This is a genomic window from Salmonella sp. SJTUF15591 (assembly GCF_043356435.1).
GTDB lineage: Bacteria > Pseudomonadota > Gammaproteobacteria > Enterobacterales > Enterobacteriaceae > Salmonella > Salmonella enterica.
Genome location: NZ_JBEUJO010000002.1, coordinates 313,841 through 335,772 on the forward strand (window position 1 = coordinate 313,841; position 21,932 = coordinate 335,772).

A 21,932-nucleotide genomic window follows, 5' to 3' on the forward strand; every position below is an offset into this window, starting at 1 on the left:
GGTAGCATGATGGCGACAATGCTGGATGTTTCCCGCCATGCGGGCGTATCAAAGGCCACCGTCTCACGAGTGCTGAATGGGACGGGGCAGGTAAAAGAAAGCACGCGCCAGAAAGTGTTTACGGCGATGCAGGCTCTGGACTATCGCCCCAACCTGCTGGCACGCTCGCTGGCGAATCGCACCAGCAACAGCATCGGTCTGGTCGTCTCTACGTTTGACGGCTTCTATTTCGGCAGTTTGTTGCGCCGGGCGTCGCGCCAGGCGGAGTTGCATAACAAGCAGTTGATCGTCACCGATGGTCACGATACGCCGGAACGAGAGCAGAAAGCCGTACAAATGCTGGCCGACAGACAGTGCGACGCTATTATTCTTTACACTCGCTATATGGATGAGCCGGCGATTTTGTCGTTGATTGACGCCACGGAAATGCCGCTGGTGATTATTAATCGCAACGTCACTCAGGCCCGCGATCGCGCTATTTTCTTCGAGCAGGAGACGGCGGCATTCCAGGCGGTGGAATACCTGATTACGCAGGGCCATCGCGATATCGCCTGTATTACGCTGCCTGTTCATACTCCCACCGGCACATCACGCGTAGCGGGTTATCGCAAGGCGCTGGAAAAGTATGGTATTCCCTGGCAACCGGCAAAAGTGAAATACGGCGATTACACGCTGACGCGCGGCTATGACGCCTGCCGGGAATTGCTGGAAGAAGGCGTCACGTTTAGCGCGCTATTCGCCTGTAATGATGACACGGCGCTGGGCGCAGCAAAAGCGCTGCGCCAGGCCGGATTACGCATCCCGCAGGATGTGTCGCTGTTTGGTTTTGACGATGCGCCGGGCGCAACCTGGCTTGAACCGGGGCTTTCAACAGTCTATTTACCCATCGAGGATATGATAGCCACCGCGATCGATCAGGCCGTTCGTCTGGCGAACAGCGAGCCGGTCGCCCCGATCCCACCCTTTACCGGCACGCTGATTCTGCGTGAGTCTGTCTCCGCGGGCCCGTTTTTTCAACGTCCGGCCTAATGATGCGCTTCAGAACATCTCCAGCGCTAACAGCTCCTCAATGGTCTGACGACGGCGGATCAGCCGCGCCTGTCCATTGTCAAACAGTACTTCCGGCAGGAGCGGGCGGCTGTTGTAATTCGATGACATAGACGCGCCGTACGCGCCGGTATCGTGCAATACGAGGTAATCGCCGGGGATGACCGCAGGTAAGGCGCGTGTTTCAACCATTCCCCCTTCCTGCTGCGTAAAAACATCGCCTGATTCGCATAGCGGCCCGGCGACCACCGTCTCGACCCACGGGCCATTTTCAAGCGCGCGACCATCCGCCGCCAGCGCCGAAATACGGTGATAGCTACCGTACATCGCCGGGCGCATCAGATCGTTAAAACCCGCATCTACCAGCACGAAATGGCGGCTTCCCATCTGTTTTACGCTACGCACCTGCGTTACCAGCACACCCGATTGCGCCACCAGAAAACGTCCGGGTTCGATCTCAAGTTTGACCGCATGTCCCAGATGGCGGGCGATTTGCTCGCGCGCCGCGTTCCACAGGCCATAGTAATGGCGCGTATCAACGGGCTCTTCTCCCTCACGATAAGGTATCGAGAGTCCGCCGCCTGCCGAAATCGCGTCCAAATCCTGACCACATTCCAGCACCTGGCGTACCATCGCGCCGCAAACCTGCTCCAGATGGCCATAATCGACGCCGGATCCAATGTGCATATGGATACCGACAAGTTTCAGTCGGTATTTCTGCATTACCGCCAGCGCCGCCGGAAGATCGCTATGCCAGATGCCGTGTTTGCTGTTTTCGCCCCCGGTGTTGGTTTTCTGGCTGTGGCCGTGACCAAAGCCAGGATTCACGCGCAACCAGACGCGATGCCCAGGCGAAACCTGACCAAGCTGCGTCAGCATATCTACCGAGCCGGCATTGACCGGAATATGCAGTTCACTGACGCGCGCCAGCGTGGCGGCGTCAATCACATCGGCGGTAAAAACGATATCATCAGGGCACGTTTGCGGATCGTAGCCCGCCGCCAGCGCACGTTCGATCTCCCCCAATGAAACAGAATCCACCTTGACGCCCTGCGCGCGCATTAAGCGCAGGATATGAATGTTCGAACAGGCTTTTTGCGCAAAACGCACGACGTCAAACTGCTGCAGGGCGGCTATCTGACGGCGAATAATGTGCGCGTCATAGACCCAGACCGGACAGCCGAATTCAGCAGGCAATCTGAGCAAATTTTCAGCGTTAAGGTCAGTTTCAGCGTAATAATGCGGCAATGACATAACAAACTCCGGAACAGGCTTTTTAACGATTACGCCATACCTTAGAAAGAATAAAAAATATCGTTTTATCGTCAGTCTATGCAAAAATGATATGGGATAAATGATTCAGGGAAACGTATGGCTGCCGTTAATTTACGTCACATTGAAATTTTTCATGCCGTAATGACCGCCGGAAATCTCACCGAAGCGGCGCGGCTGCTGCATACCTCGCAGCCTACCGTCAGTCGCGAGCTGGCGCGTTTTGAGAAAGTGCTGGGATTAACGCTGTTTGAGCGCACACGCGGGCGCTTACATCCGACGGTGCAAGGGCTACGCCTGTTCGAAGAGGTACAACGCTCCTGGTATGGGTTGGATCGTATCGTCAGCGCGGCGGAAAGTCTGCGCGAGTTCCGTCAGGGCGAACTCTCTATCGCCTGCCTGCCGGTCTTTTCACAATCCTTTTTGCCGCCGCTACTACCGCCTTTTCTGGCGCGTTATCCGGATGTCAGCCTGAATATTGTGCCGCAGGAGTCGCCGTTGCTGGAAGAGTGGCTCTCCGCCCAGCGCCACGACTTAGGGCTGACGGAGACGCTTCATGCCCCGGCAGGAACAACCCGTACCGAGTTACTAACGCTAAATGAAGTGTGCGTACTGCCCTGCGACCATCCGCTTGCCGCCAAAACGGTACTGACGCCAGACGATTTTCAGGGGGAAAACTTTATCAGCCTCTCCCGCCTGGACAGCTATCGACAGTTATTGGATACGTTATTTGCCGAACATCAGGTGAAGCGCAGAATGGTGGTGGAAACGCATAGCGCGGCCTCCGTCTGCGCGATGGTGCGCGCCGGGGCGGGCGTTTCGATCGTTAACCCGCTGACTGCGCTTGACTATGCCGCCAGCGGCGTCACCGTTCGCCGCTTCAGCATTGACGTGCCCTTTACCGTCAGCCTGATTCGCCCGCTACACCGCCCCGCCTCCGCGCTGGTTGACGCCTTCAGTAAGCATTTACAAACGCATCTTTCGCGCCTGGTCGAACCGCTGGAGGTTATTCTGGGGCCGATGACGAAAGCATAAAGCTCACGGCATCTGCGGCATGAATTGCCGTGGTATCGAAAACCGGTAGCGCGCTTTGCGTCTGGGGAACAAGCAAACCTATTTCAGTGCAGCCAAAAATAACGCCCTGCGCGCCTTGCGCAGCCAGTTGTTCGATAACCTGTAAATAATAGTGGCGCGACGCGTCAGTGAATGTCCCCTGACAGAGCTCGTCAAAAATGACCTGATTGATACGCGCCCGATCGTCCGCCTCCGGCACGATGGTCTCAATCGCAAATTGCTGTTCCAGCCGCCCGCGATAAAAATCCTGCTCCATCGTATAGCGGGTCCCTAATAGCGCCACGCGATGCAACCCCTGACGGGCGATGGCTCGCCCGGTAGCATCCGCGATGTGTAGGAAAGGCAGAGAACAACGAGATTCAATAACGTGCGCGATTTTATGCATGGTGTTGGTACACAACACAATGCCTTCTGCGCCCGCCTGCTGTAACCCCTGCGCGGCCTGCGCCAGGATATCGCCCGCTTTATCCCACTCGCCGCGGCGTTGACATACTTCAATATCGTGGAAATCTACGCTATGCAGCAGTAAGCTCGCCGAGTGCAGGCCTCCCAGCTGCTGTTTAATGCCTTCATTGATTAAACGGTAATAAGGGATAGTCGATTCCCAGCTCATACCACCCAACAGTCCGATCGTTTTCACTGCGCTCTCCTTTTTGTAAAGCATTATGGCAGTGAAGCAAACTTACACATCCGTTTCCAGTCTATTTTTCATCATGCCGGATAACAGGCGTTATCCGGCATGGGAGGGGGGATTACACGCCAATATTTCTTAGCTTCTCGCCCGCCATTAGCTTGCGTTCGATATGCTCCAGGGTGACATTTTTGGTTTCCGGAATCAGCCAGAAAGTGATGCCGATAAAAGCGATATTCAGCGCGGTGTAAAGCCAGAATGTACCTGCCGCGCCAATGCTGTCCAACAGTGTCAGGAATGTCGCGCCGATGATCATGTTCGATACCCAGTTTGTCGTGGTTGAACAGGTAATGCCAAAATCACGGCATTTCAGCGGCTGGATTTCCGAACACAGTATCCACACCACCGGAGCGGCGCTCATCGCGTAACCGGCGATACACATCATCGTCATCCCAACGGAAAGCCAGGAGAGACCGCTTGATGCCGTACCGTTATCAAACTGCATCAGGCAGTAGCCCAACACCAATGTCCCTAACGCCATTACGCTGAAACCGATTTTTAACGCCGGTTTACGCCCGGCCTTATCGACCGTAAAGACGGCGATAAACGTCGCGAACATAAAGGTCAGTCCGACCACCAGCGTAGCGATCATTTGCTGTTCCGTGGTGGTAAAGCCGGCCATCTTAAAAATGCGCGGCGCATAGTACATAATGATGTTCATGCCGGTGAACTGCTGCATTGCCTGTAGCAGCATACCGAGGAACACGGCGCGGCGAACATTGCGGTTAGCTTTAAATAATGCCCACCCTCCCTGCTTGAGTTTGAGGCTTTCCCGAATTTCATTCAGTTCATCACGGGCTTTTTCCGAGGTATCGCGCAGCATACGCAGCACCTCTTCCGCTTCAATATGGCGACCTTTTTGCGCCAGCCAACGCGGACTATTCGGCAGGAATACCACGAGAATAATGAGCAACACCGCAGGCAGCGCCAGCACGCCCAACATCGCGCGCCAGTTGCCGCTGTAGCTGAATGCCGTATCGGATAAAAAAGCCAGCACAATGCCTAACGTCACCATCAGTTGATACATACTGATCATTTTGCCGCGAACATTTTCACTTGCCATTTCAGAGAGATAAAGCGGCGCGGTATAGGACGCAATCCCTACTGCTACGCCCAGTATCACGCGGGCGCCAATCAATACTTCCACGCTGGAAGCAAACGCCGACCCCAGCGAGCCGAGCACGAACAAAATCGCGCCAGCCATCAGGCTATACTTACGCCCCAGCCGGAATGAAAGCCAGCCGTTAAATAATGCGCCAATTGCCGCGCCAAGCATCATGCTGCTGACGACCCATTCCTGCAGCCGGCTGGTCAGTACGAAATGGTCGGTAATAAAAGGCAGCGCCCCGGCGATAACGCCGATATCCAGACCAAATAACAGTCCCGCTACCGCTGCAGAAACCGAAACAAACATATTCATACGTCGTGTGTCGCGAAGCGAACGCGGCGTTAAAGCAGAGTCATGATTAATAGAGACCATATTTTCCTGCCACAACAGAGTAAGACATAGCCTGAAAGTACGGGATACTCTTCCTCAAGTGTCAGGCTGGAAACGGCATAAATATGGATTAAATGGCTACGCTATAGCGATATGTGATGGATATTACACTTTTTAAATTTAACGCCGTTGCCGGGTATTTTTTCAAACCACCAATATTTCAATAAGTTAAAGCATTGATCATAGCTATTATTTAACAATATATGGATTAAGTTAAACCCACAATATGGACTATGCTAATGAGATCATAAAAAAACCCTGTACGAGGACAGGGCTTTATCAGTTTTTTCGGCCAAAGAGTCGACTTTCCCAGAAACGCATTTGTCAGTAGCGGATTAACGCGCCAGCCAACCGCCATCTACCGCTATGGTATAGCCGTTAACATAATCAGCGGCGCTGGATGCCAGGAAGACTACCGGGCCCATTAAATCGCCCGGTAGCCCCCAACGTCCAGCCGGAATACGGTCGAGAATTTCGGCGCTACGTTGTGCATCAGCGCGCAATTGCTGGGTATTATTCGTGGACATATAGCCCGGCGCGATGGCGTTCACATTGATATTGTGTTTCGCCCACTCGTTCGCCATCAGACGCGTTATTCCCATTACGCCGCTTTTCGACGCGGTATAAGACGGAACGCGAATGCCGCCCTGGAAGGAGAGCATAGACGCGATATTAATAATTTTGCCGCCGTTGCCCTGGGCAATAAAATGTTTTGCCGCCGCCTGAGACATAAAGAACACGCTCTTGATGTTCAGGTTCATGACGTCATCCCAGTCTTTTTCCGTGAAATCAATCGCATCTTCACGACGGATTAAACCCGCGTTATTCACCAGAATATCAATATGACCGTATTCCGTCACCGCCCGTTCCAGTAGCGCCGGAATGCCATCGATTTGACGCAGATCGGCTGTCAGGCTTAAAAAACGACGTCCCAGAGCGGTGACGCGCGCAATAGTTTCCGTCGGTTCAACAATGTTAATACCGACAATGTCACAGCCCGCTTCCGCCAGCCCTAACGCCATCCCCTGCCCCAATCCGGTATCGCACCCCGTCACAACCGCGACTTTACCTTCAAGAGAAAATGCATTCAAAATCATTGTTAATCCTTATTTTTGTCATGCCTGTCACGCACAGGCGTTATCACCGGTCGCGACTAGCGCAGATCTTGTACCGCAACGTGATCCATGTCATCGAAGACCTGATTTTCTCCCACCATGCCCCAAATAAACGTATAGGCTTTGGTGCCAACGCCGGAATGTATTGACCAGCTTGGGGAAATAACCGCCTGTTCATTACGCATCACAATATGACGGGTTTCCTGAGGCTGCCCCATCATATGGAAAACGCAACTGTCTTCTTCCATATTGAAATAGAGGTAAACTTCCATACGGCGCTCATGGGTATGGCATGGCATGGTGTTCCATAGATTGCCGGGCGCCAGTTCGGTGAGTCCCATACTGAGCTGACAGGTTTCCAGTACATCCGGTACGAAGTATTTATTGATGGTGCGACGGTTACTGGTGAGGTTATCGCCTAAGGTGACGGGCGCAACGTCGGCAGGCGACACTTTTTTCGTCGGATAAGCGGTATGCGCTGGCGCGCAGTTGTAATAAAACTTCGCCGGTCTGCTCGCCTCATTGCTGACGAAGACCAACTCTTTCGCCCCTTTACCAATATACAGAGCATCACGATGACCAATGTCATGGCGCTGCCCGTCAACGATAATGGCGCCCGCGCCGCCAATATTAATGACGCCCAGCTCGCGGCGGTCCAGTAACCGGGAAACGCCAAGCTGTTTACCCACCTCTCCGCCGATTTCAACAGAATGGCTGACGGGCATAATGCCGCCGACAATAATACGGTCGATATGGCTGTAGACCATCGTATATTCATCAGCGACAAAAATATTTTCTATTAAAAACTCGCGTCGCAGCGCCTGGGTGTCCAGCGTTTTAGCGTGCTCGCTATGGATGCTTTGCCTTACGTCCACTTTTCCCTCCAATGATAAATCGATCGCAATGGCATAAAATCAAAACACTGTTTTGATTTATTTAACGGCATCATAGTCGCCTGGATGAAGGTTTTCAATAATAAATAAAACAACGTTTCATTTATATGGTTGGTTATTTTTAAAACTGCTGTAGCGATCACGATCGGCGCTAAAACTTATACACTTGTATGATTTTCAGACATGTGCGCCAGGTGCTGTATGCGGTTACTCAGATAAAAATTGAAGCTTGTTTTAGAACGAGGTCTGATGTGCGAATTGAATTAAAAGCGGTATGCGTCTGCAATGCCCGACGCGGCAAGACGTTCCGCGCTATAACGAAAAAGGGGGTTCTGTTACTGGCTTTGCCCTCGTGATAGAGGGCTTTTTATGACGGAATAATGAAGCAGAAAAAGGATGGCTGGCGCAGGATCAATCGCGTTCAATGGTTAAAGCAACGCCCTGGCCGCCACCGATACACAGCGTCGCCAGGCCTTTTCGCGCGTCGCGTTTAACCATTTCGTGCACCAGTGAAACCAGAATTCGACAGCCGGAAGCGCCAATAGGATGCCCCAGCGCAATCGCGCCGCCATTAACGTTTACCCGTCGCTCATCCCATTCCAGCATTTTTCCTACCGACAACGCCTGGGCGGCAAACGCTTCGTTGGCTTCGATAAGGTCGACCTCCGCCAGTTGCCAACCGGCACGCTCCAGACAGCGCCGGGTAGCATATACCGGCGCAATCCCCATTAGCGCAGGATCGACGCCGACGCTGGCAAACGCGCGGATGCGCGCCAGCACCGGCAGCCCCAGCGCCTGGGCTTTCGCCTCGCTCATCATCATCACCGCGGCGGCGCCATCGTTGATTGAGGAGGCATTACCCGCCGTCACCGAACCTAAACTATCAAACGCCGGATGCAGCAGGGCTAACCCCTCCGCACTGGCGTCGGCCCGCGGTTGTTCATCCGTATCGACAATTGCGGTCTGCCCATTACGTTGCGTGACGATGGGGACAATCTCATCTTTAAAACGTCCGGTATCAATCGCGGCCCTGGCTTTTTGCTGCGAACTGAGCGCATAAGCATCCTGTAACTCGCGGCTGATGCCATATTCCCGCGCCAGGTTTTCTGCCGTCACGCCAATGTGATAATCGTTGAAGGCATCCCATAAGCCATCATGTACCAGACTATCCACCAGATTGTCGGCATCAGGCAACGCGCCGGTACGGCTGTCATTGAGGACATGCGGCGCACGGCTCATATTCTCCTGCCCGCCCGCAATAACAATGTCCGCTTCGCCGCACTGAATAGCCTGCGTCGCCAGGTGCAACGCTTTTAAACCGGAACCACAAACGTCATTAATGGTAATAGCGGAAACGGTAGTCGGCAGCCCTCCTTTGATGGCTGACTGGCGCGCCGGATTCTGCCCGGCGCCAGCCGTCAGCACCTGACCGAGGATGACCTCATCGATAGCGTTAGCGTCCACGCCGGTGCGCTCAATTAACGCTTTTACGACCATGCTCCCCAGCTCGACGGCGGAATGACGGGCCAGCGTTCCCTGAAAACAGCCGATGGGTGTCCGTAAAGCCCCCACTATCACAACCTCTTTCATTACCACCTCAGCGCAAAATGACACCGCCATAGTAGAGCATTGTTAAAATTAGTTATCTTGATTGTTTAAAAAAAGTGAGTTTTATCACAAAGGAAATGACGCTGATTTGACGGTGACGCAGCTTATTTCTGCTGCAAATGGTAGCGAAGCCAGTTCCCCGCCGTTCCGGGCGGCGTTTTCTTGTTCCACAGCAAATCAATAGCAATCGCCCTCGGCCAGCCAGGAACATCCAGCTGCGCCAGCGGTTTTTCCGCCGCAAACTCTTCCACCAGCGCGCAGGGCAATACGCACCAGCCAAATCCCTGAACCGCCATGCTCAACAGTAATAAATAGTTTGGCGCTGACCAGGCCGGGCCGCGCGTAATGTTGGCGTTAGAGTCAAGGTAGGTATTCAGACGCAGCTCGCGCCAGGTATGCAGTTGCTCCCATTGCAGGTTCGTCTGTGACGCCAACGGATGCGTGGTCGCCACATAAACCCCCATCCAGCTTTGAACAGGCAGACGCGCCGCGCCAATGTCTGTGGGATAGTCATCACGCGCTTCAATCAGGCCTATCTGGGCACGCCCTTTTTGCAGCAGGTCGATGACATCATCATTTTCTCCGATCAAGCATTCAAACTCGGTATGCGGAAATTGACGATCAAACTGCGCCATTAACTCTTCCAGACTGTCAGGGTGCAGGGTATCAGAGAGGACGAACGTGAGCCTTGCCTCCGTCTCGCCGGATAACGTCAGCGCCACCTCATCCAGGCGGTCGCTCGCCGATAAAATAGCCTGAACATAGCTAAGCACCCGTTTTCCTTCTTCGGTCAGAACGGGCTGGCGCGATGATCGATCAAATAATGAAAATCCCAGATCCGCCTCCAGATGCGCAATGGCGGTACTAATGGTGGACTGGCTTTTACGCAGGCGGCGCGCCGCCGCAGAAAACGAACCGCAAGAGACGGTCTCAACAAATGCCATTAACGCTTCAGGTGAGTAACGCATAACCTATCTACTTTATCGATGGATGTTATCTTTTAGGTATCACATTAAACGATAAAATACCGGAAATTTCTTTAGCTTGATTAAGAGTAAGGTTTTTTCGTTTATGCAACATGACGCCATACAACGTCGCTCGCTGCCGGAGCGTATTTTCCATGCTGTCTGTTTTGAAGGTATTGCGACTGCGATACTGGCGCCAACGACCGCCTGGCTAATGCAGCGCTCGGTGCTGGAGATGGGCGGCCTGACGATATTGCTGGCAACGACGGCCATGATCTGGAATATCATTTATAACGCTCTGTTTGATCGACTGTGGCCCGCGCATCAGGTGAGACGAACCGCCAAAGTGCGCGCACTCCATGCGTTAGGATTTGAAAGTGGGTTTATTGTCATTGGTGTGAGTATTGTCGCCTGGGTACTGAATGTCAGCCTGCTACAAGCATTCACCCTGGAAATTGGTTTCTTCCTGTTCTTTTTGCCGTACACGATGCTGTACAACTGGGCATACGATGTTTTACGCCAGCGAATAGTGACCCGCCGCCAACAGCGCGTTAGTGCATGATATTGCTCTTTTTTGCCGGGATCGCAACGCTCCCGGCCCTCCGCCTCCACGACATCCATCTGCTTAAAACGCCCCCAACTGACGCTATTTATGGTAAATTGCGCTTCTTTTTGTGTGTTTTATAGTTGATAAATTCAAATAATGTCTAAAATTTGGTCAAAAGATGAGACTCTCTGGAGTTTTGCATTATACGGAACGGCTGTAGGCGCAGGCACTCTTTTCCTTCCCATCCAGTTGGGATCGGCAGGCGCAATCGTGCTATTTATTACCGCGCTGGTCGCCTGGCCTCTGACATACTGGCCGCATAAGGCGCTGTGTCAGTTTATTCTTTCCTCAAAGACTTCTGCCGGTGAGGGAATTACTGGCGCCGTTACTCATTATTACGGCAAGAAAATCGGCAGTATTATTACCACGCTTTATTTCATTGCGTTTTTTGTCGTGGTATTAATTTATGCTGTGGCGATTACCAATTCCCTGACAGAGCAATTAGCGAAGCATATTCAGATAGATATTCGCATCCGGATGGCAGTTAGCTTCGGCGTAGTACTTATCCTGAATATGATTTTCTTAATGGGAAGACATGCCACTCTTCGCGTAATGGGCTTTTTAGTCTTTCCACTTATCGCTTACTTCTTGTTCCTTTCGCTCTACTTAACCGGAAGCTGGCAACCCTCGTTACTGACCGGGCAGATGTCTTTGGATAGTCACACGTTGCACCAGGTATGGATTTCTATTCCGGTGATGGTTTTTGCTTTTAGCCATACGCCCATTATTTCGACGTTTGCCATCGACAGACGGGAAAATTTTGGTGAGCAGGCCATGGATAAATGCAGAAAGATCATGAAGGTCGCCTACCTGATTATCTGCCTGAGCGTGCTATTCTTTGTCTTTAGCTGCCTGCTCTCCATTCCGCCGTCATACATTGAAGACGCGCGCAACGAAGGCGTTACCATCCTTTCCGCGCTCTCGATGATGCCCAATGCGCCGGCCTGGCTCTCTATTTCCGGTATTATCGTTGCCGTCGTGGCCATGTCGAAATCTTTCCTCGGCACCTATTTCGGCGTCATCGAGGGCGCAACCGAAATGGTAAGAACCACCCTACAGCAGGTTGGCGTGAAAAAAAGCCGGGCGTTCAATCGCGCGCTGTCTATCATGCTGGTCTCCGGGATTACGTTTATTATTTGCTGTATTAACCCGAATGCCATCTCTATGATTTATGCTATTAGCGGCCCGCTCATTGCGATGATTCTGTTTATTATGCCCACGTTGTCAACGTACCTGATACCGGCATTGAAACCCTACCGTTCAGTAGGCAATTTCATTACGTTGGTCGTCGGTTTACTTTGCGTATCGGTGATGTTTTTCGGCTAAAGTAAAAGATAGCCGGGATATAACTCCCGGCTATTTTATATAAGAATCCAGCACCTTTAATATTACGTCCAGATCTTCTTCACGTCTGGCTTCATCACTCTGATGAACGATATGCTCGGTCAGATGCCCTTTAATCACCTCACGCATTAAGCCATTTACCGCGCCGCGAATCGCCGCGATCTGTTGTAACACGGCCGCGCATTCATGCGGTTCATCCAGCATTTTTTTTAGCGCTATCACCTGTCCCTGAATCTTGCTGGTTCTGGCTTTAAGCTTTTGTTTGTCCCGGATGGTATGTGACATTGCAACACCTCACTAACATTAACGAATACAAATTATAGCATTACGATGCTACTGGGGGGTAGTATTCCATACTGGGGGGGAGTAGAATGGCGCCCACATAAAACAACTAAGAATCATTCTCATGGGTGAATTTTCGACACTTCTTCAGCAAGGAAACGGCTGGTTCTTCATTCCCAGCGCCATTTTATTAGGTATTTTGCACGGGCTTGAACCAGGGCACTCCAAAACTATGATGGCGGCTTTTATCATTGCCATTAAAGGTACGGTTAAACAGGCCGTCATGCTCGGTCTGGCAGCAACGCTTTCTCATACCGCGATCGTCTGGTTAATCGCGCTGGGTGGGATGTATCTTAGCCGGGCATTCACCGCACAATCAGTGGAACCATGGCTGCAGTTAATTTCTGCGATCATTATTCTGAGCACCGCGTGCTGGATGTTCTGGCGGACATGGCGAGGCGAGCAGCAGTGGCTAGCGGGAAACCATCATCACGACCACGACCACGACCACGACCACGACCATCATGGTCACATACATCCGGAAGGCGCAACGTCAAAAGCGTATCAGGATGCCCATGAACGCGCCCATGCTGCCGATATTCAACGCCGTTTTGATGGTCAAACAGTGACTAATGGACAGATCCTACTGTTCGGCCTGACCGGAGGGCTTATCCCCTGTCCGGCTGCGATCACCGTTTTACTGATTTGTATCCAGCTTAAAGCGTTTACGCTGGGCACCACGATGGTACTGAGCTTTAGTCTTGGCCTGGCATTAACGCTGGTGACGGTAGGCGTTGGCGCGGCGATAAGCGTTCAACAGGCAGCAAAGCGCTGGAGTGGTTTTTCGACGCTTGCCCGGCGGGCGCCCTATTTTTCGAGCATTCTGATTGGTCTGGTCGGCGTGTATATGGGAATTCATGGCTATACCGGGATCATGCAGTAAATATGTAACGCTTCTGCTCAGGCCGTATCATTCACGTCGGGTTTCATTCCAGAAGCGTTTTTACTTATCAAACGGTATGAAAGGCCATACATTCAGCGTCCCGCCTGAATTCTGTATTTTACTCCACTACACCACAGGCAAAACATACCCCATCGCCACCGGGTTTAGCCGGAGTGTCAGTGTTTCTGGATAGGGTTGCCGGAGGCGGGTTATTGCGGAGCGATAAACGGAGTTCGCTGCAATGATTTACAAAACCGGGTACCAAACAGCAGTTCCCGTAATCGGTTCCGCATTCCCAGCTTCACCAGTAACCGGTATTTGTCCTGCCAGATTTGCTTCTCCTGCGTATTAAGCCTTCCACACAACGCTGACAACCTTCCCCGTCCACGGTAAACTTCCTGAAGCAAGCGTAACTGGGCAAGGCTCACTCCACATGCCAGTATCTCCCGGTGCATCAACTGGTCCATATAGTTCATCAACCGCTTCGGATTGTTAAATATCGGTGGCACTTCCAGAAAGCCCGTCACTGGCTCCGGAGATAACAAAAAGGCGTCCAGCGCTCCTGTCCTGCGCAAGCGTGCGCCCCCGGCCCACTGTTCATCCCGCCGCCACCGAATAAGTATCTCCGCCAGTTCCTGCTCCAGCAGCGCCGGGATGCCGCCGTATACCTTCAGTACCACCCGGTCGCTGAAAAACAGCTCATCGCTGATAATCATAACCGGGTAGTCCGGCAGTATCTGCCTCAGGGAATAGAACAAAAAGAGATGTTCACGGGGACGCAGACACAGTATCAGTATGGCCTCCGGTTTCCGACGTAATTGCTGCAACAGAACAGGCTGCCTGTATGCGGTTTCACAGTTGCAGCCCGGCAGAAATCTTCGGACCAGGTGTGCCACGGCGATCTTCACCGGCCAGCAGTCACCGTAAACGATAATCTGCCGGGCCGGCATCCGGTTATGTTCCGTCATCCTCATCCTCCTTCTTTTTCAGGATCTTCCCCGCATTTCTGTTACTGCACAGCCGGTTCCACAGTTCATTTGCCATCGACCTGTCACCATTACCGACCCGGCGTTTTGATACCGGCGGCGGTCCGGCTTTTTCACGACGCGTGGACGGGGTGGGACTGTCAAGAACCCGGATAACATAAATCTCATAGCGTCGTGCTTTATTGGGCAGGGTCTGGTGACGGCAGATGCTGACCACCCGTGATGTTTTGCTTCGCAGATAGGCAATCAGGTAGCTGGCCCGTCTGGCCGTGATGTGAAACGCCTCTGCTATCTGGTTACGCTGAACCCAGTTCTGCTGCAACAGGCACCAGTGTGCCACGATGATATACAGGGGCTCGCCGGCATACTGGCGGACACTTACCGGAATAAAACAGGCATCATGGTTGGTCTGTCCGGGATAATGAATATCGTTACCTGAAAAAACTATCTTCCCTTTTGATTTATCAGAAGACATGCAGACTCTCCGTTTTTTTAGTGAAAAAGACCGAGAAGAAAAAAATAATCATAAAGATAAATTTATATCTATTTTTAATTAACTATCAGGAAATGGTATTTAATCCTGCTAATTGTAAGTAACAATCACTGTCATTGCGGCTGAAAAAGCACCTGTTTTAATTACCTCACCGGGTATAGCTTCGACCTTTGCTTTATACTGTTTTATAATTCTGCCACCGGCACCGTTATCAAGATGGATAGATCCCATATCTGTTTTCACATTAAATTTAACTGGTGTGTTATTATCCACATCCATTACCGACAGTCTGAAACCATTGTTTTCTTGTTTATTATTCTTAAGAATCACGGTGCTGTCAGCATCTGCCAGTGTCAGACCGTTGGTCCTGAACTCTATAGCCAGTGGGGCGACGAACGGGATCTGCGTTCCGACATTCTGTTGTGCTGTAACGGTGAAAGGTACTTCCCTGGGCACCAGGGTTTCCTTATATTCCGTATAAAAACGCCCCATATTGATAGTATTAGAAGGAGAGATAATAACCTTGCCTGAGTTGTCAGGAATAAACCTGAGATTAAAGGCAGAAACAGGCAAAGCTCTGAATGGAACAGTCGGTGGTTCAACAGACAGTCCGGGTTGTGACGGGCTATAGGGATATATATTAATTTTACTTCCCGGAATGTTTATGTCCAAAAAATTATTATTGAAAACCTGTTCGACAAAAATATGTACTGTAATCGTTCCGCTCCGGTTATATGTTTTTTGCGCTTCCATACGTTGCCCGAATGCTTTTGAACTGGACCAGCCTGAAAACCCTGCCTGTATATCCCTCCACGTAAATGTCACGGGAGTCAAGCTCCCTTCCTGAACAACGATATCCATTCCAAGACCGCGATCTTTTAGCGCAGTGGCTACCTGTCTCATATCGGAAAGCGAAACTGCTGTAGAGTAAACAAGTGAATTAAAACTGCTCCATGTTGTAGTACAGGTATAACTTATGGGAACAGTAATCTTCTGCAGTTCCTGCCCTTGTAAATATTGTCCTCCCTTCAGACTGATATTCTGAATATTTACATTTCCATTGGCATCACATTTTGACCAGTCATAGTTTGCCCTCGCAGAATCACAGACAGCAAAGAAAAGAAACACACCTGACAGTATCAGTGATTTCATATTGAATAATCGTCCTGTCATGATGTCGCCCCTGCGTCCTTAAACGCGCAGTTCAGGGCATCGCAGGTGTAGCGATTCATCTGCAGTCCCCCGTAATCATCAATATACCCCACCCACAGCGTCCGGGTTTCTGCCGGCAGAACAGCCTTTAAAGGCAGGTTCCCCAGGGGCGGCACCATCACGCCCTCGCGGAAACCGCTGAGCCTGTGGCTACGGTCTGCTCCCAGCCACGCCACAGTGATGTAGTACGGCGTCGGGTTTCTGAGGGTCAGATGTCCCGCATTCCGCTCAGCGGTCAGCTTTCTTTCCGGCTGGTCATTGCTGCTTCTGATAATGGCTTTCGGACGGTAAAACAGTTTCAGCTGACTCTGCATGGCCAGCTGCAGGACGTTGTCGTCCTCCGGCTTCGGGGGAACGCCCCGCACGTTAAACCAGAACAGTGTTTCCCTGTCCTGAGGGAGCTTATCTGTCAGCCCGCGAACCTGGGTGATGCGGACCTGGGATTTCTGTCCGGCATCAATACGCTGCAGCGGCGGCAGCGCCATCAGCGCATCCGTTCTCACCCCGTCAGCGTCCGTCACCCAGGACTGCGCCAGGAACGGCGTGGTTTTGTCATCGTTATTCAGCGTGATGGCCACCGTTTTCTGCGGCGCATCCATGATAATACGGGTCCGGTCGACGTTGACGGCCGCCGGGCTGCACTGGCTCCATGCTGCCGCCAGCGCGAGTAAAATCACACGGCTTCTTCTGCTGTTTTTCACCTGTTTTCTCCGTTAGTCCTGCTCTGTGACAGGGATATTTTTATCTGCAGGGCAGTAACAGCGGCCCCCGACTGAGTGTCACCGTTTCCGGCAGGGTGAGTTTGCACTGCACCCGGCCATCCCAGGACACATTCAGGGTCCGGCGGTCTTCCCCGCTGAGGCCTGTCAGGTAGACCAAACCGTCATCTCCGACCATCCCCGCGGTTCTGCCGCTTTTCCCGGACACTACCAGAGCGCCAAACGGTGGACTGGCGCCATCAGCCAGTCGGATATGACCGAGCACCTGCTCCCCCTGGCTGGCGTCAATTTTCCGGTAGCCCACCGCGCCCTCCGTCAGCACCTGGCTGACGACGGAGCTGCTGACGTCCACGTCCTCCGGCAGGGCGGCCACATCAACCGAAATATCGCTGCGCCGATAGCTGCTGCCGGCGCTCACCACGCCCACCCCGAAGCGGTTGGTCACCCCGCTGTTGCCGTTCACCGGCACACCAGCCACGTCTCCGGTATCTATCATCATGCGGGGCTCATTCCCGGCCATCGACTGGCTGAAAGCGGCGCCGTGGGCGGTGGCAGTCACCGAGCCGTACCAGCTCAGGCCCAGGCTGCGGTACTGTCCGGGCTGCAGGGTGGCGTCCGCTGCCGCCTGGCCCCACGGCAGACGGCTCTGCACGCTGCCGCTGAAGCTGCTGTTACTGCCGGTGTCATAGCGGTTATGACCGGCGCTGATGTTCCATGTGGTATCCGGGTTATGGAAATCGCTGTAATTCACGGTCTGCTGCAGGCCGCCCCGGTTATCCTTCTGCACGCTGTAGCTCACCTGGCGGCTGTCGCCCCACGGGATACTGATGGTGGCGTAGACCTGGTTCTGGCTCCCCCCGCCGGTGTACTGGTTACGGGCAAACGACACCGAGGCCGAGAGCCCCTGAAGGTCGCCGAGACTGAACACTTTGTTGAAGCTGAGCATGTAGTTATTGTTGGACTGCGCATTCCAGTAATTGAGCCGGCTTACCGAGAGGGCCGCGCTCATGTTGAGTACCGGAACGGACTGGCTGTAAGTCACGGTATAGCTCTGTTTTTCATGCCATGCATCGCCGCCGTCGGTGGCCCGACGCTGCAGGTACTCCGGCATGGACAGAAAATGGCGGTCCGAGAAGCGGTATCCGACGAACGCCAGGGTACTGCCGGTTTTATCAAACGTTTTGGCATAGTTGATACGGTAGCTGTAACCGGACTGCTTCTGCCCATGCGGCAACCGCGCATCTGAGCGGGTGACGTCCGCAGACAGAGCGCCCAGCAGCCCCATATTCTGGCCGATCCCGAGCGCCGCGGACTGGTAGTCGCCGGTGGAGGCAATGAGGCCGCCATACAGCGACGTGTTGTTAAATGCTCCCCAGGTGGCCTCCCCGAGCAGAAAGTCAGGGCTGACCGTGCTGTTGTTATGCGTCCCGCCGTACAGCGGACGTCCGGCGGCCACCTTATAGCGAACCTGTCCCTGGCGTGCCATAAAGGGGACGCTGGCCGTGTTGACCTGCCAGGTCCGGACGCTACCGTCGCTTTCCCGGACGCTGACATCCAGGTTGCCGCTGATATTCTGGCTCAGGTCGGGAAGCTCAAAAGGCCCCGGCGACACCCGGGTCTGGTACAGAATGCGGCCATTCTGGCTGACGGTAACCTGTGCATTACTGTTCGCAATGCCGCTGATTTTCGGGGCATACCCCTGAAGAGAGGGCGGTAGCATGCGCTCATCGCTGGCCAAAGTGAGCCCGGCAAAGCGGAAGGAGTCAAAAATAGCGGAGCTGAGGTACGTCTGTCCGAGCGTCAGTTTTGAGCGCAGTGCTGGCAGGGCACGGAACAGATACGTCTGCGGCAGATAAAAATCGGACTGTGATGCGCCCCGCCCACTGTCAAAACGGCTGTACTGATAATCGCTCCGCAGCCGCCAGGCGCCGAGATTAAACCCGGCGGTGCCGTAGAGGCTGTAGCTGGTAGAGGTCTCCCCCTGCTGCGGCATATAGCGGTTGGCCATCAGGCTGTAATCGAGCAGGCCGGCGGTGACGCCGTCGCTCCAGCGTGAAGGAGGCACCCAGTCCGGGTCCTGATAACGCATCCAGGCTTGGGGGATAATGAAGGTCAGACGCTGATTTTCAGCGCTGTACCGTACCTGACTGTCAGCGGAGCGCAGCTCAAGGCATTGCCCGTCCGGGATACCGGTAACGGGTTTCAGGCCATGAATAATCTTATCCTTAAGACCCAGCATGGCCACCATGTCTGTTGTCACACAGATGACGGCCGCGTCGCGTCCGGCAACCGGTACAACTCTGACCGGATACTGTTCCCGTACCGGCTGGTCATTGAGCCAGATATCGAGAATATAGTTACCGGGCGCCACATACCCCTCGCGGCTGAAGGCCGTGAGGTCCACGTTGGACAGGTTCCCGCTGTCCAGCAGGCTGGCATTGAACTCCGTGGCCTGCGACTTCAGGACGGAAAATGTCAGGGTAATCAGAATGGCAAGCCGGGTAATTTTCATGGCATGGCGCTTTCGTGTTGTCGTCCGTGTAACAGACAGCCCGCAGGCACAGTCAGATATAAAAGCCGTCCGATCCCCTCCGTGGACGGCTTCTCCCTGTCGTTATTTACCGCGTAAAATCACAAGTATTTCAGGGTGTAGGTGACGGAGGCGTTAACATCGCCAGGAGTTGCGGCATCTGTCAGGGCTATCAGGCGGGCAAAGAAGTTGAGTTCGTTATTCCCGGCCTGCAGTTGCTGGGCGTCGCCATCCGGCATCGGGGTATTGGGTGTAATCAGTGAGGTGTTGTCACTTTTCAGAAGCTGCACACCAACATGCTGGGCACTGCCGGTGCTGACGTAAGCTTTACCTGAGGTATCAGCTGTGCCACTGAAAGAGACGGTTACTTTAGACATTTTCCCTGCGGAGCCGGCTATTGTAGTTTCATTCGGATCGAAGGCGCAGTTCTGCAGATGAATGGTGAACGGTTTTGAGTCCGTGGTTGCATTGGCGGTATTCAGTTTACGGTAAGAAATCTGTCCAAACGGAACGGTGATTGCATCGTCGCCCGGTGCGATATCACAGGGTGAGTTGGTGATGGTACCAGTGAAGGCAATTTTACCTGAGCCGAACGGGCCTGCTGTGGGTGTAGTATCGGCGGCAAATACAGAAGCGCCATACATCATACCGGCAGCCGCCATGGCAAGTATTATTTTATTACGCATAGATAATATGTCCTTTGGGTGAATGAGAATTATTTTGCAAAGGCTGAAAACAAATCTGAGGGTATTAATGAAAGCGTTCAGAAAAGATTCGTATGAATAATAAACGCCGGGTGTTAAACGAAGCACCTGAACTTTCCATCGAAAAATATTGATTTCAGCTAATGCCTAATCAGTTGTAAGAAAATTCTTATTCAAATTAAAACAATAAAAATAGATCGATACGATCGATGATTATGATCGTAATTTAAGAATAATCATCAAAGAAATACTTTTTAATGTAATTATAAGCAGATGAATACCTAACAGACAGATATTCGCAGTGGACATGAAATATTTTGTAATATATTATCAGGAATGTATGTTTTGCTTTTCCATCACACTGGATATTTACAAAACATAATACTAATCATATATAACAATGAAATTGCTGGCAGCATAAAAAACCAGACATGACGCAAGTGAAAGGCATTTAATTTCAAAACATTAACTTAATAAATGATTATGAACCATCATAAGTGGAAGGAATAAAAAATAATAAATGAAATGATATTCTTCTGTATTTGTGATGAGCATCACAATAGATATAAATGCAGGTACCCTGACATTCCTGAACTTCGCGGATGAAATTTAAAAACAATGCCGACAGCAAAGAATAAACTGGTAATAGCTGTCAGACATAATGCTGCCTGCTGTAATGTATACAGCAGGCTGGGGGATATTAATGCGCGGCGTCGTGCTGCACGGGGGGCGTGGGTGATTCCTGAACTGACTGAGAGTCTACAACTATGCCATCCTGAGCTGATTTCAGTATCAGACCTGCCTGATAGTATTTTCCTTCGTTCATCAAGGAAAGCGCTGTGGTCACATCCTTACGGGTTTGCTGAAGAGGAATGAGTTCCTGATTTTCAATAACACTGACGCCTGCTAGTTTCAGGGCCTCTATAGTCCCTTTTTTATCTCCTTCTTTCATTTTCTGGTTTGCTTTATTAATAGCATCATTTTTCTGGCCCGCAGGGAGATAATCTTCTGCTACCGTAATCGATGAATTTATCCGAATATAGTGGTCTCCTTCAACTGGGGCTTTTTTATCTGATTTGACATACAGCTTCCAGTCAGTGCTGTCATCGTTCAGGAGTTTTTCTGCTTGCGCAGCCAGTTGTTCCGCCTTTTGGGTCCGACCATTAAACAACTCGAATCGCGACATTCCGATATCACGCATGGCCTGCCAGGCCTGTCCGGATATCTTGTCATTATTCAGAGTAACGTTATCAGTCATGTTTGTTGCGGCCATAATATTTCCTGAAAACAGGATAACCATCAGCGCAACGCCTGGCATAATATGGCTTTTCATAATCCATCATCTCCACAAAGTAACATTTTTTATCGTATTATCCTATTCAGAACCGGTAACCCACGCCAAGATTAAAGCCGTTGCTATTAAGGCTTCCGCTGTTATGGGTAGCATCAAAATCCGCACCCTCATAACCCAGAGTTATAGCGACATTACTGACCGGGGTATAAGCCACGCCAGCAGAATAACCATATCCGACCTTACTGTCAGACTCATTTATCCCGTGATCACGCTGATGCAATAATACGGGGCCCACTTGACTATACAGACTTAACTGATTATTTATTTTCCATGAGGGGCCTGCAAGCAGGGAGTAATAACGGGTTGTTACACGACCATTACTGCTTTCATCGGAATAGCGCTGGCTTCCATTTAGCCAGGCAAATGAGGTTGTCAGCCCCCAGTCCGGTGACATTTCATAGTTGTTTGCCAGCCGAACCCCACGCAACGTCCCGGCGTGATTAGTATGGGACTGGGCGTATCCAAGTGAAAATGTACTGGCATTATCGTCTGCCCATACCGGACTGGCTGCAGCAGACAGCAGAACAATACCGGCACTTCCGGCTAATAGCATTTTGTTCATCTTCTTCTCTCCGGTTATTTTTACCTGATGCCT

The 21,932-nt window shown here is 52.0% G+C and carries 21 protein-coding genes; 5 read left to right on the plus strand and 16 right to left on the minus strand.

From position 1 onward, the window contains the following. The first annotated feature begins 6 nt into the window (after window positions 1-6). Complete coding sequence (locus tag ABVM99_RS05675) at window positions 7-1,029, plus strand: LacI family DNA-binding transcriptional regulator (protein WP_072101824.1); 1,023 nt, start codon at window positions 7-9, stop codon at window positions 1,027-1,029. 9 nt (window positions 1,030-1,038) lie between these two features. On the opposite strand, the gene lysA is transcribed toward ABVM99_RS05675, so the two are convergent. After that, window positions 1,039-2,301 (minus strand): diaminopimelate decarboxylase, encoded by a 1,263-nt coding sequence (gene lysA / locus ABVM99_RS05680; protein ID WP_023194900.1) that lies wholly within the window; start codon window positions 2,299-2,301, stop codon window positions 1,039-1,041. A 117-nt stretch (window positions 2,302-2,418) separates the two neighbouring features. Here lysA and ABVM99_RS05685 point away from each other — a divergent pair, with 117 nt between their 5' ends. Continuing rightward, the gene (locus ABVM99_RS05685) at window positions 2,419-3,354 is read left to right on the plus strand and encodes a LysR family transcriptional regulator (protein WP_000741798.1); all 936 of its coding nucleotides are present in this window, start codon (window positions 2,419-2,421) and stop codon (window positions 3,352-3,354) included. Here the strand turns inward: ABVM99_RS05685 and ABVM99_RS05690 are convergent. From ABVM99_RS05690 to ABVM99_RS05715, 6 genes are all read right to left on the minus strand, one after another. After that, on the minus strand, window positions 3,326-4,033 hold the full coding sequence (locus ABVM99_RS05690; protein WP_000848633.1) for an aspartate/glutamate racemase: 708 nt from the start codon (window positions 4,031-4,033) through the stop codon (window positions 3,326-3,328). The two genes, ABVM99_RS05685 and ABVM99_RS05690, sit on opposite strands and share 29 nt — an antisense overlap. A 112-nt stretch (window positions 4,034-4,145) precedes the next feature. Next, entirely contained in the window at window positions 4,146-5,564 is a 1,419-nt protein-coding gene (araE, locus tag ABVM99_RS05695; protein WP_000253650.1) for an arabinose-proton symporter AraE, read from the minus strand. A gap of 353 nt (window positions 5,565-5,917) precedes the next feature. Next, window positions 5,918-6,679 carry a 2-dehydro-3-deoxy-D-gluconate 5-dehydrogenase KduD gene (kduD, locus tag ABVM99_RS05700; RefSeq protein WP_000602497.1) on the minus strand — a complete coding sequence of 254 codons (762 nt, stop codon included), beginning with the start codon at window positions 6,677-6,679 and terminating at the stop codon, window positions 5,918-5,920. A 56-nt stretch (window positions 6,680-6,735) separates the two neighbouring features. Further along, window positions 6,736-7,572, minus strand: a complete 837-nt coding sequence (kduI, locus tag ABVM99_RS05705) for a 5-dehydro-4-deoxy-D-glucuronate isomerase (RefSeq protein ID WP_000383274.1) — start codon at window positions 7,570-7,572, stop codon at window positions 6,736-6,738. 429 nt (window positions 7,573-8,001) lie between these two features. Then, entirely contained in the window at window positions 8,002-9,180 is a 1,179-nt protein-coding gene (locus ABVM99_RS05710; protein WP_000665979.1) for an acetyl-CoA C-acetyltransferase, read from the minus strand. Window positions 9,181-9,302: 122 nt separating this feature from the next. Further along, a complete protein-coding gene (locus ABVM99_RS05715) occupies window positions 9,303-10,166 on the minus strand; it encodes a LysR family transcriptional regulator (protein WP_020839089.1) in 864 nt (287 codons plus the stop codon). Between the two features lie 103 nt (window positions 10,167-10,269). Here ABVM99_RS05715 and ABVM99_RS05720 point away from each other — a divergent pair, with 103 nt between their 5' ends. Both ABVM99_RS05720 and ABVM99_RS05725 read left to right on the plus strand, forming a co-directional pair. Beyond that, a complete protein-coding gene (locus ABVM99_RS05720; protein ID WP_001519547.1) occupies window positions 10,270-10,725 on the plus strand; it encodes a multidrug/biocide efflux PACE transporter in 456 nt (151 codons plus the stop codon). Window positions 10,726-10,866: 141 nt separating this feature from the next. Continuing rightward, window positions 10,867-12,096, plus strand: coding sequence for an amino acid permease (locus ABVM99_RS05725; RefSeq protein WP_017441098.1), 1,230 nt, complete (start codon window positions 10,867-10,869; stop codon window positions 12,094-12,096). A gap of 30 nt (window positions 12,097-12,126) precedes the next feature. Here ABVM99_RS05725 and rcnR read toward each other — a convergent pair whose 3' ends face one another. Beyond that, entirely contained in the window at window positions 12,127-12,399 is a 273-nt protein-coding gene (gene rcnR, locus ABVM99_RS05730; RefSeq protein WP_000019953.1) for a Ni(II)/Co(II)-binding transcriptional repressor RcnR, read from the minus strand. Window positions 12,400-12,520: 121 nt separating this feature from the next. On the opposite strand from rcnR, the gene ABVM99_RS05735 reads away from it, so the two are divergent. Then, a complete protein-coding gene (locus ABVM99_RS05735) occupies window positions 12,521-13,339 on the plus strand; it encodes a nickel/cobalt efflux protein RcnA (RefSeq protein WP_079917404.1) in 819 nt (272 codons plus the stop codon). A 209-nt stretch (window positions 13,340-13,548) separates the two neighbouring features. On the opposite strand, the gene ABVM99_RS05740 is transcribed toward ABVM99_RS05735, so the two are convergent. The 8 genes from ABVM99_RS05740 to ABVM99_RS05775 form a co-directional block, all read right to left on the minus strand. After that, complete coding sequence (locus tag ABVM99_RS05740; RefSeq protein WP_023194902.1) at window positions 13,549-14,307, minus strand: hypothetical protein; 759 nt, start codon at window positions 14,305-14,307, stop codon at window positions 13,549-13,551. Then, on the minus strand, window positions 14,294-14,800 hold the full coding sequence (locus ABVM99_RS05745) for a CaiF/GrlA family transcriptional regulator (protein ID WP_000093333.1): 507 nt from the start codon (window positions 14,798-14,800) through the stop codon (window positions 14,294-14,296). Before ABVM99_RS05745 ends, ABVM99_RS05740 begins: the two co-directional genes overlap by 14 nt. Window positions 14,801-14,908: 108 nt before the next feature. Then, entirely contained in the window at window positions 14,909-15,991 is a 1,083-nt protein-coding gene (locus tag ABVM99_RS05750; protein WP_023194903.1) for a fimbrial protein, read from the minus strand. Continuing rightward, window positions 15,988-16,731, minus strand: coding sequence for a fimbrial biogenesis chaperone StdC (stdC, locus tag ABVM99_RS05755; protein ID WP_020899186.1), 744 nt, complete (start codon window positions 16,729-16,731; stop codon window positions 15,988-15,990). Before stdC ends, ABVM99_RS05750 begins: the two co-directional genes overlap by 4 nt. Window positions 16,732-16,771: 40 nt before the next feature. Beyond that, window positions 16,772-19,261: a fimbrial outer membrane usher protein StdB gene (stdB, locus tag ABVM99_RS05760; protein WP_023194904.1), complete on the minus strand. Its 2,490-nt coding sequence runs from the start codon at window positions 19,259-19,261 to the stop codon at window positions 16,772-16,774. A 119-nt stretch (window positions 19,262-19,380) separates the two neighbouring features. Next, entirely contained in the window at window positions 19,381-19,965 is a 585-nt protein-coding gene (locus ABVM99_RS05765; protein ID WP_393926665.1) for a fimbrial protein, read from the minus strand. Window positions 19,966-20,683: 718 nt separating this feature from the next. Continuing rightward, window positions 20,684-21,316, minus strand: coding sequence for a YfdX family protein (locus ABVM99_RS05770; protein WP_023194905.1), 633 nt, complete (start codon window positions 21,314-21,316; stop codon window positions 20,684-20,686). Window positions 21,317-21,362: 46 nt separating this feature from the next. After that, window positions 21,363-21,899: an STM3031 family outer membrane protein gene (locus tag ABVM99_RS05775; protein WP_001038500.1), complete on the minus strand. Its 537-nt coding sequence runs from the start codon at window positions 21,897-21,899 to the stop codon at window positions 21,363-21,365. Window positions 21,900-21,932 lie beyond the last annotated feature (33 nt).

Coding starts and splice junctions, on each gene's coding strand:
- ABVM99_RS05675 (WP_072101824.1), top strand. CDS start 7: ATGATGGCGACAATGCTGGATGTTTCCCGCCATGCGGGCGTATCAAAG.
- lysA (WP_023194900.1), bottom strand. CDS start 2,301: ATGTCATTGCCGCATTATTACGCTGAAACTGACCTTAACGCTGAAAAT.
- ABVM99_RS05685 (WP_000741798.1), top strand. CDS start 2,419: ATGGCTGCCGTTAATTTACGTCACATTGAAATTTTTCATGCCGTAATG.
- araE (WP_000253650.1), bottom strand. CDS start 5,564: ATGGTCTCTATTAATCATGACTCTGCTTTAACGCCGCGTTCGCTTCGC.
- kduD (WP_000602497.1), bottom strand. CDS start 6,679: ATGATTTTGAATGCATTTTCTCTTGAAGGTAAAGTCGCGGTTGTGACG.
- ABVM99_RS05710 (WP_000665979.1), bottom strand. CDS start 9,180: ATGAAAGAGGTTGTGATAGTGGGGGCTTTACGGACACCCATCGGCTGT.
- ABVM99_RS05715 (WP_020839089.1), bottom strand. CDS start 10,166: ATGCGTTACTCACCTGAAGCGTTAATGGCATTTGTTGAGACCGTCTCT.
- ABVM99_RS05720 (WP_001519547.1), top strand. CDS start 10,270: ATGCAACATGACGCCATACAACGTCGCTCGCTGCCGGAGCGTATTTTC.
- ABVM99_RS05725 (WP_017441098.1), top strand. CDS start 10,867: ATGTCTAAAATTTGGTCAAAAGATGAGACTCTCTGGAGTTTTGCATTA.
- rcnR (WP_000019953.1), bottom strand. CDS start 12,399: ATGTCACATACCATCCGGGACAAACAAAAGCTTAAAGCCAGAACCAGC.
- ABVM99_RS05735 (WP_079917404.1), top strand. CDS start 12,521: ATGGGTGAATTTTCGACACTTCTTCAGCAAGGAAACGGCTGGTTCTTC.
- ABVM99_RS05740 (WP_023194902.1), bottom strand. CDS start 14,307: ATGACGGAACATAACCGGATGCCGGCCCGGCAGATTATCGTTTACGGT.
- ABVM99_RS05745 (WP_000093333.1), bottom strand. CDS start 14,800: ATGTCTTCTGATAAATCAAAAGGGAAGATAGTTTTTTCAGGTAACGAT.
- ABVM99_RS05750 (WP_023194903.1), bottom strand. CDS start 15,991: ATGACAGGACGATTATTCAATATGAAATCACTGATACTGTCAGGTGTG.
- stdB (WP_023194904.1), bottom strand. CDS start 19,261: ATGAAAATTACCCGGCTTGCCATTCTGATTACCCTGACATTTTCCGTC.
- ABVM99_RS05765 (WP_393926665.1), bottom strand. CDS start 19,965: ATGCGTAATAAAATAATACTTGCCATGGCGGCTGCCGGTATGATGTAT.
- ABVM99_RS05770 (WP_023194905.1), bottom strand. CDS start 21,316: ATGAAAAGCCATATTATGCCAGGCGTTGCGCTGATGGTTATCCTGTTT.
- ABVM99_RS05775 (WP_001038500.1), bottom strand. CDS start 21,899: ATGAACAAAATGCTATTAGCCGGAAGTGCCGGTATTGTTCTGCTGTCT.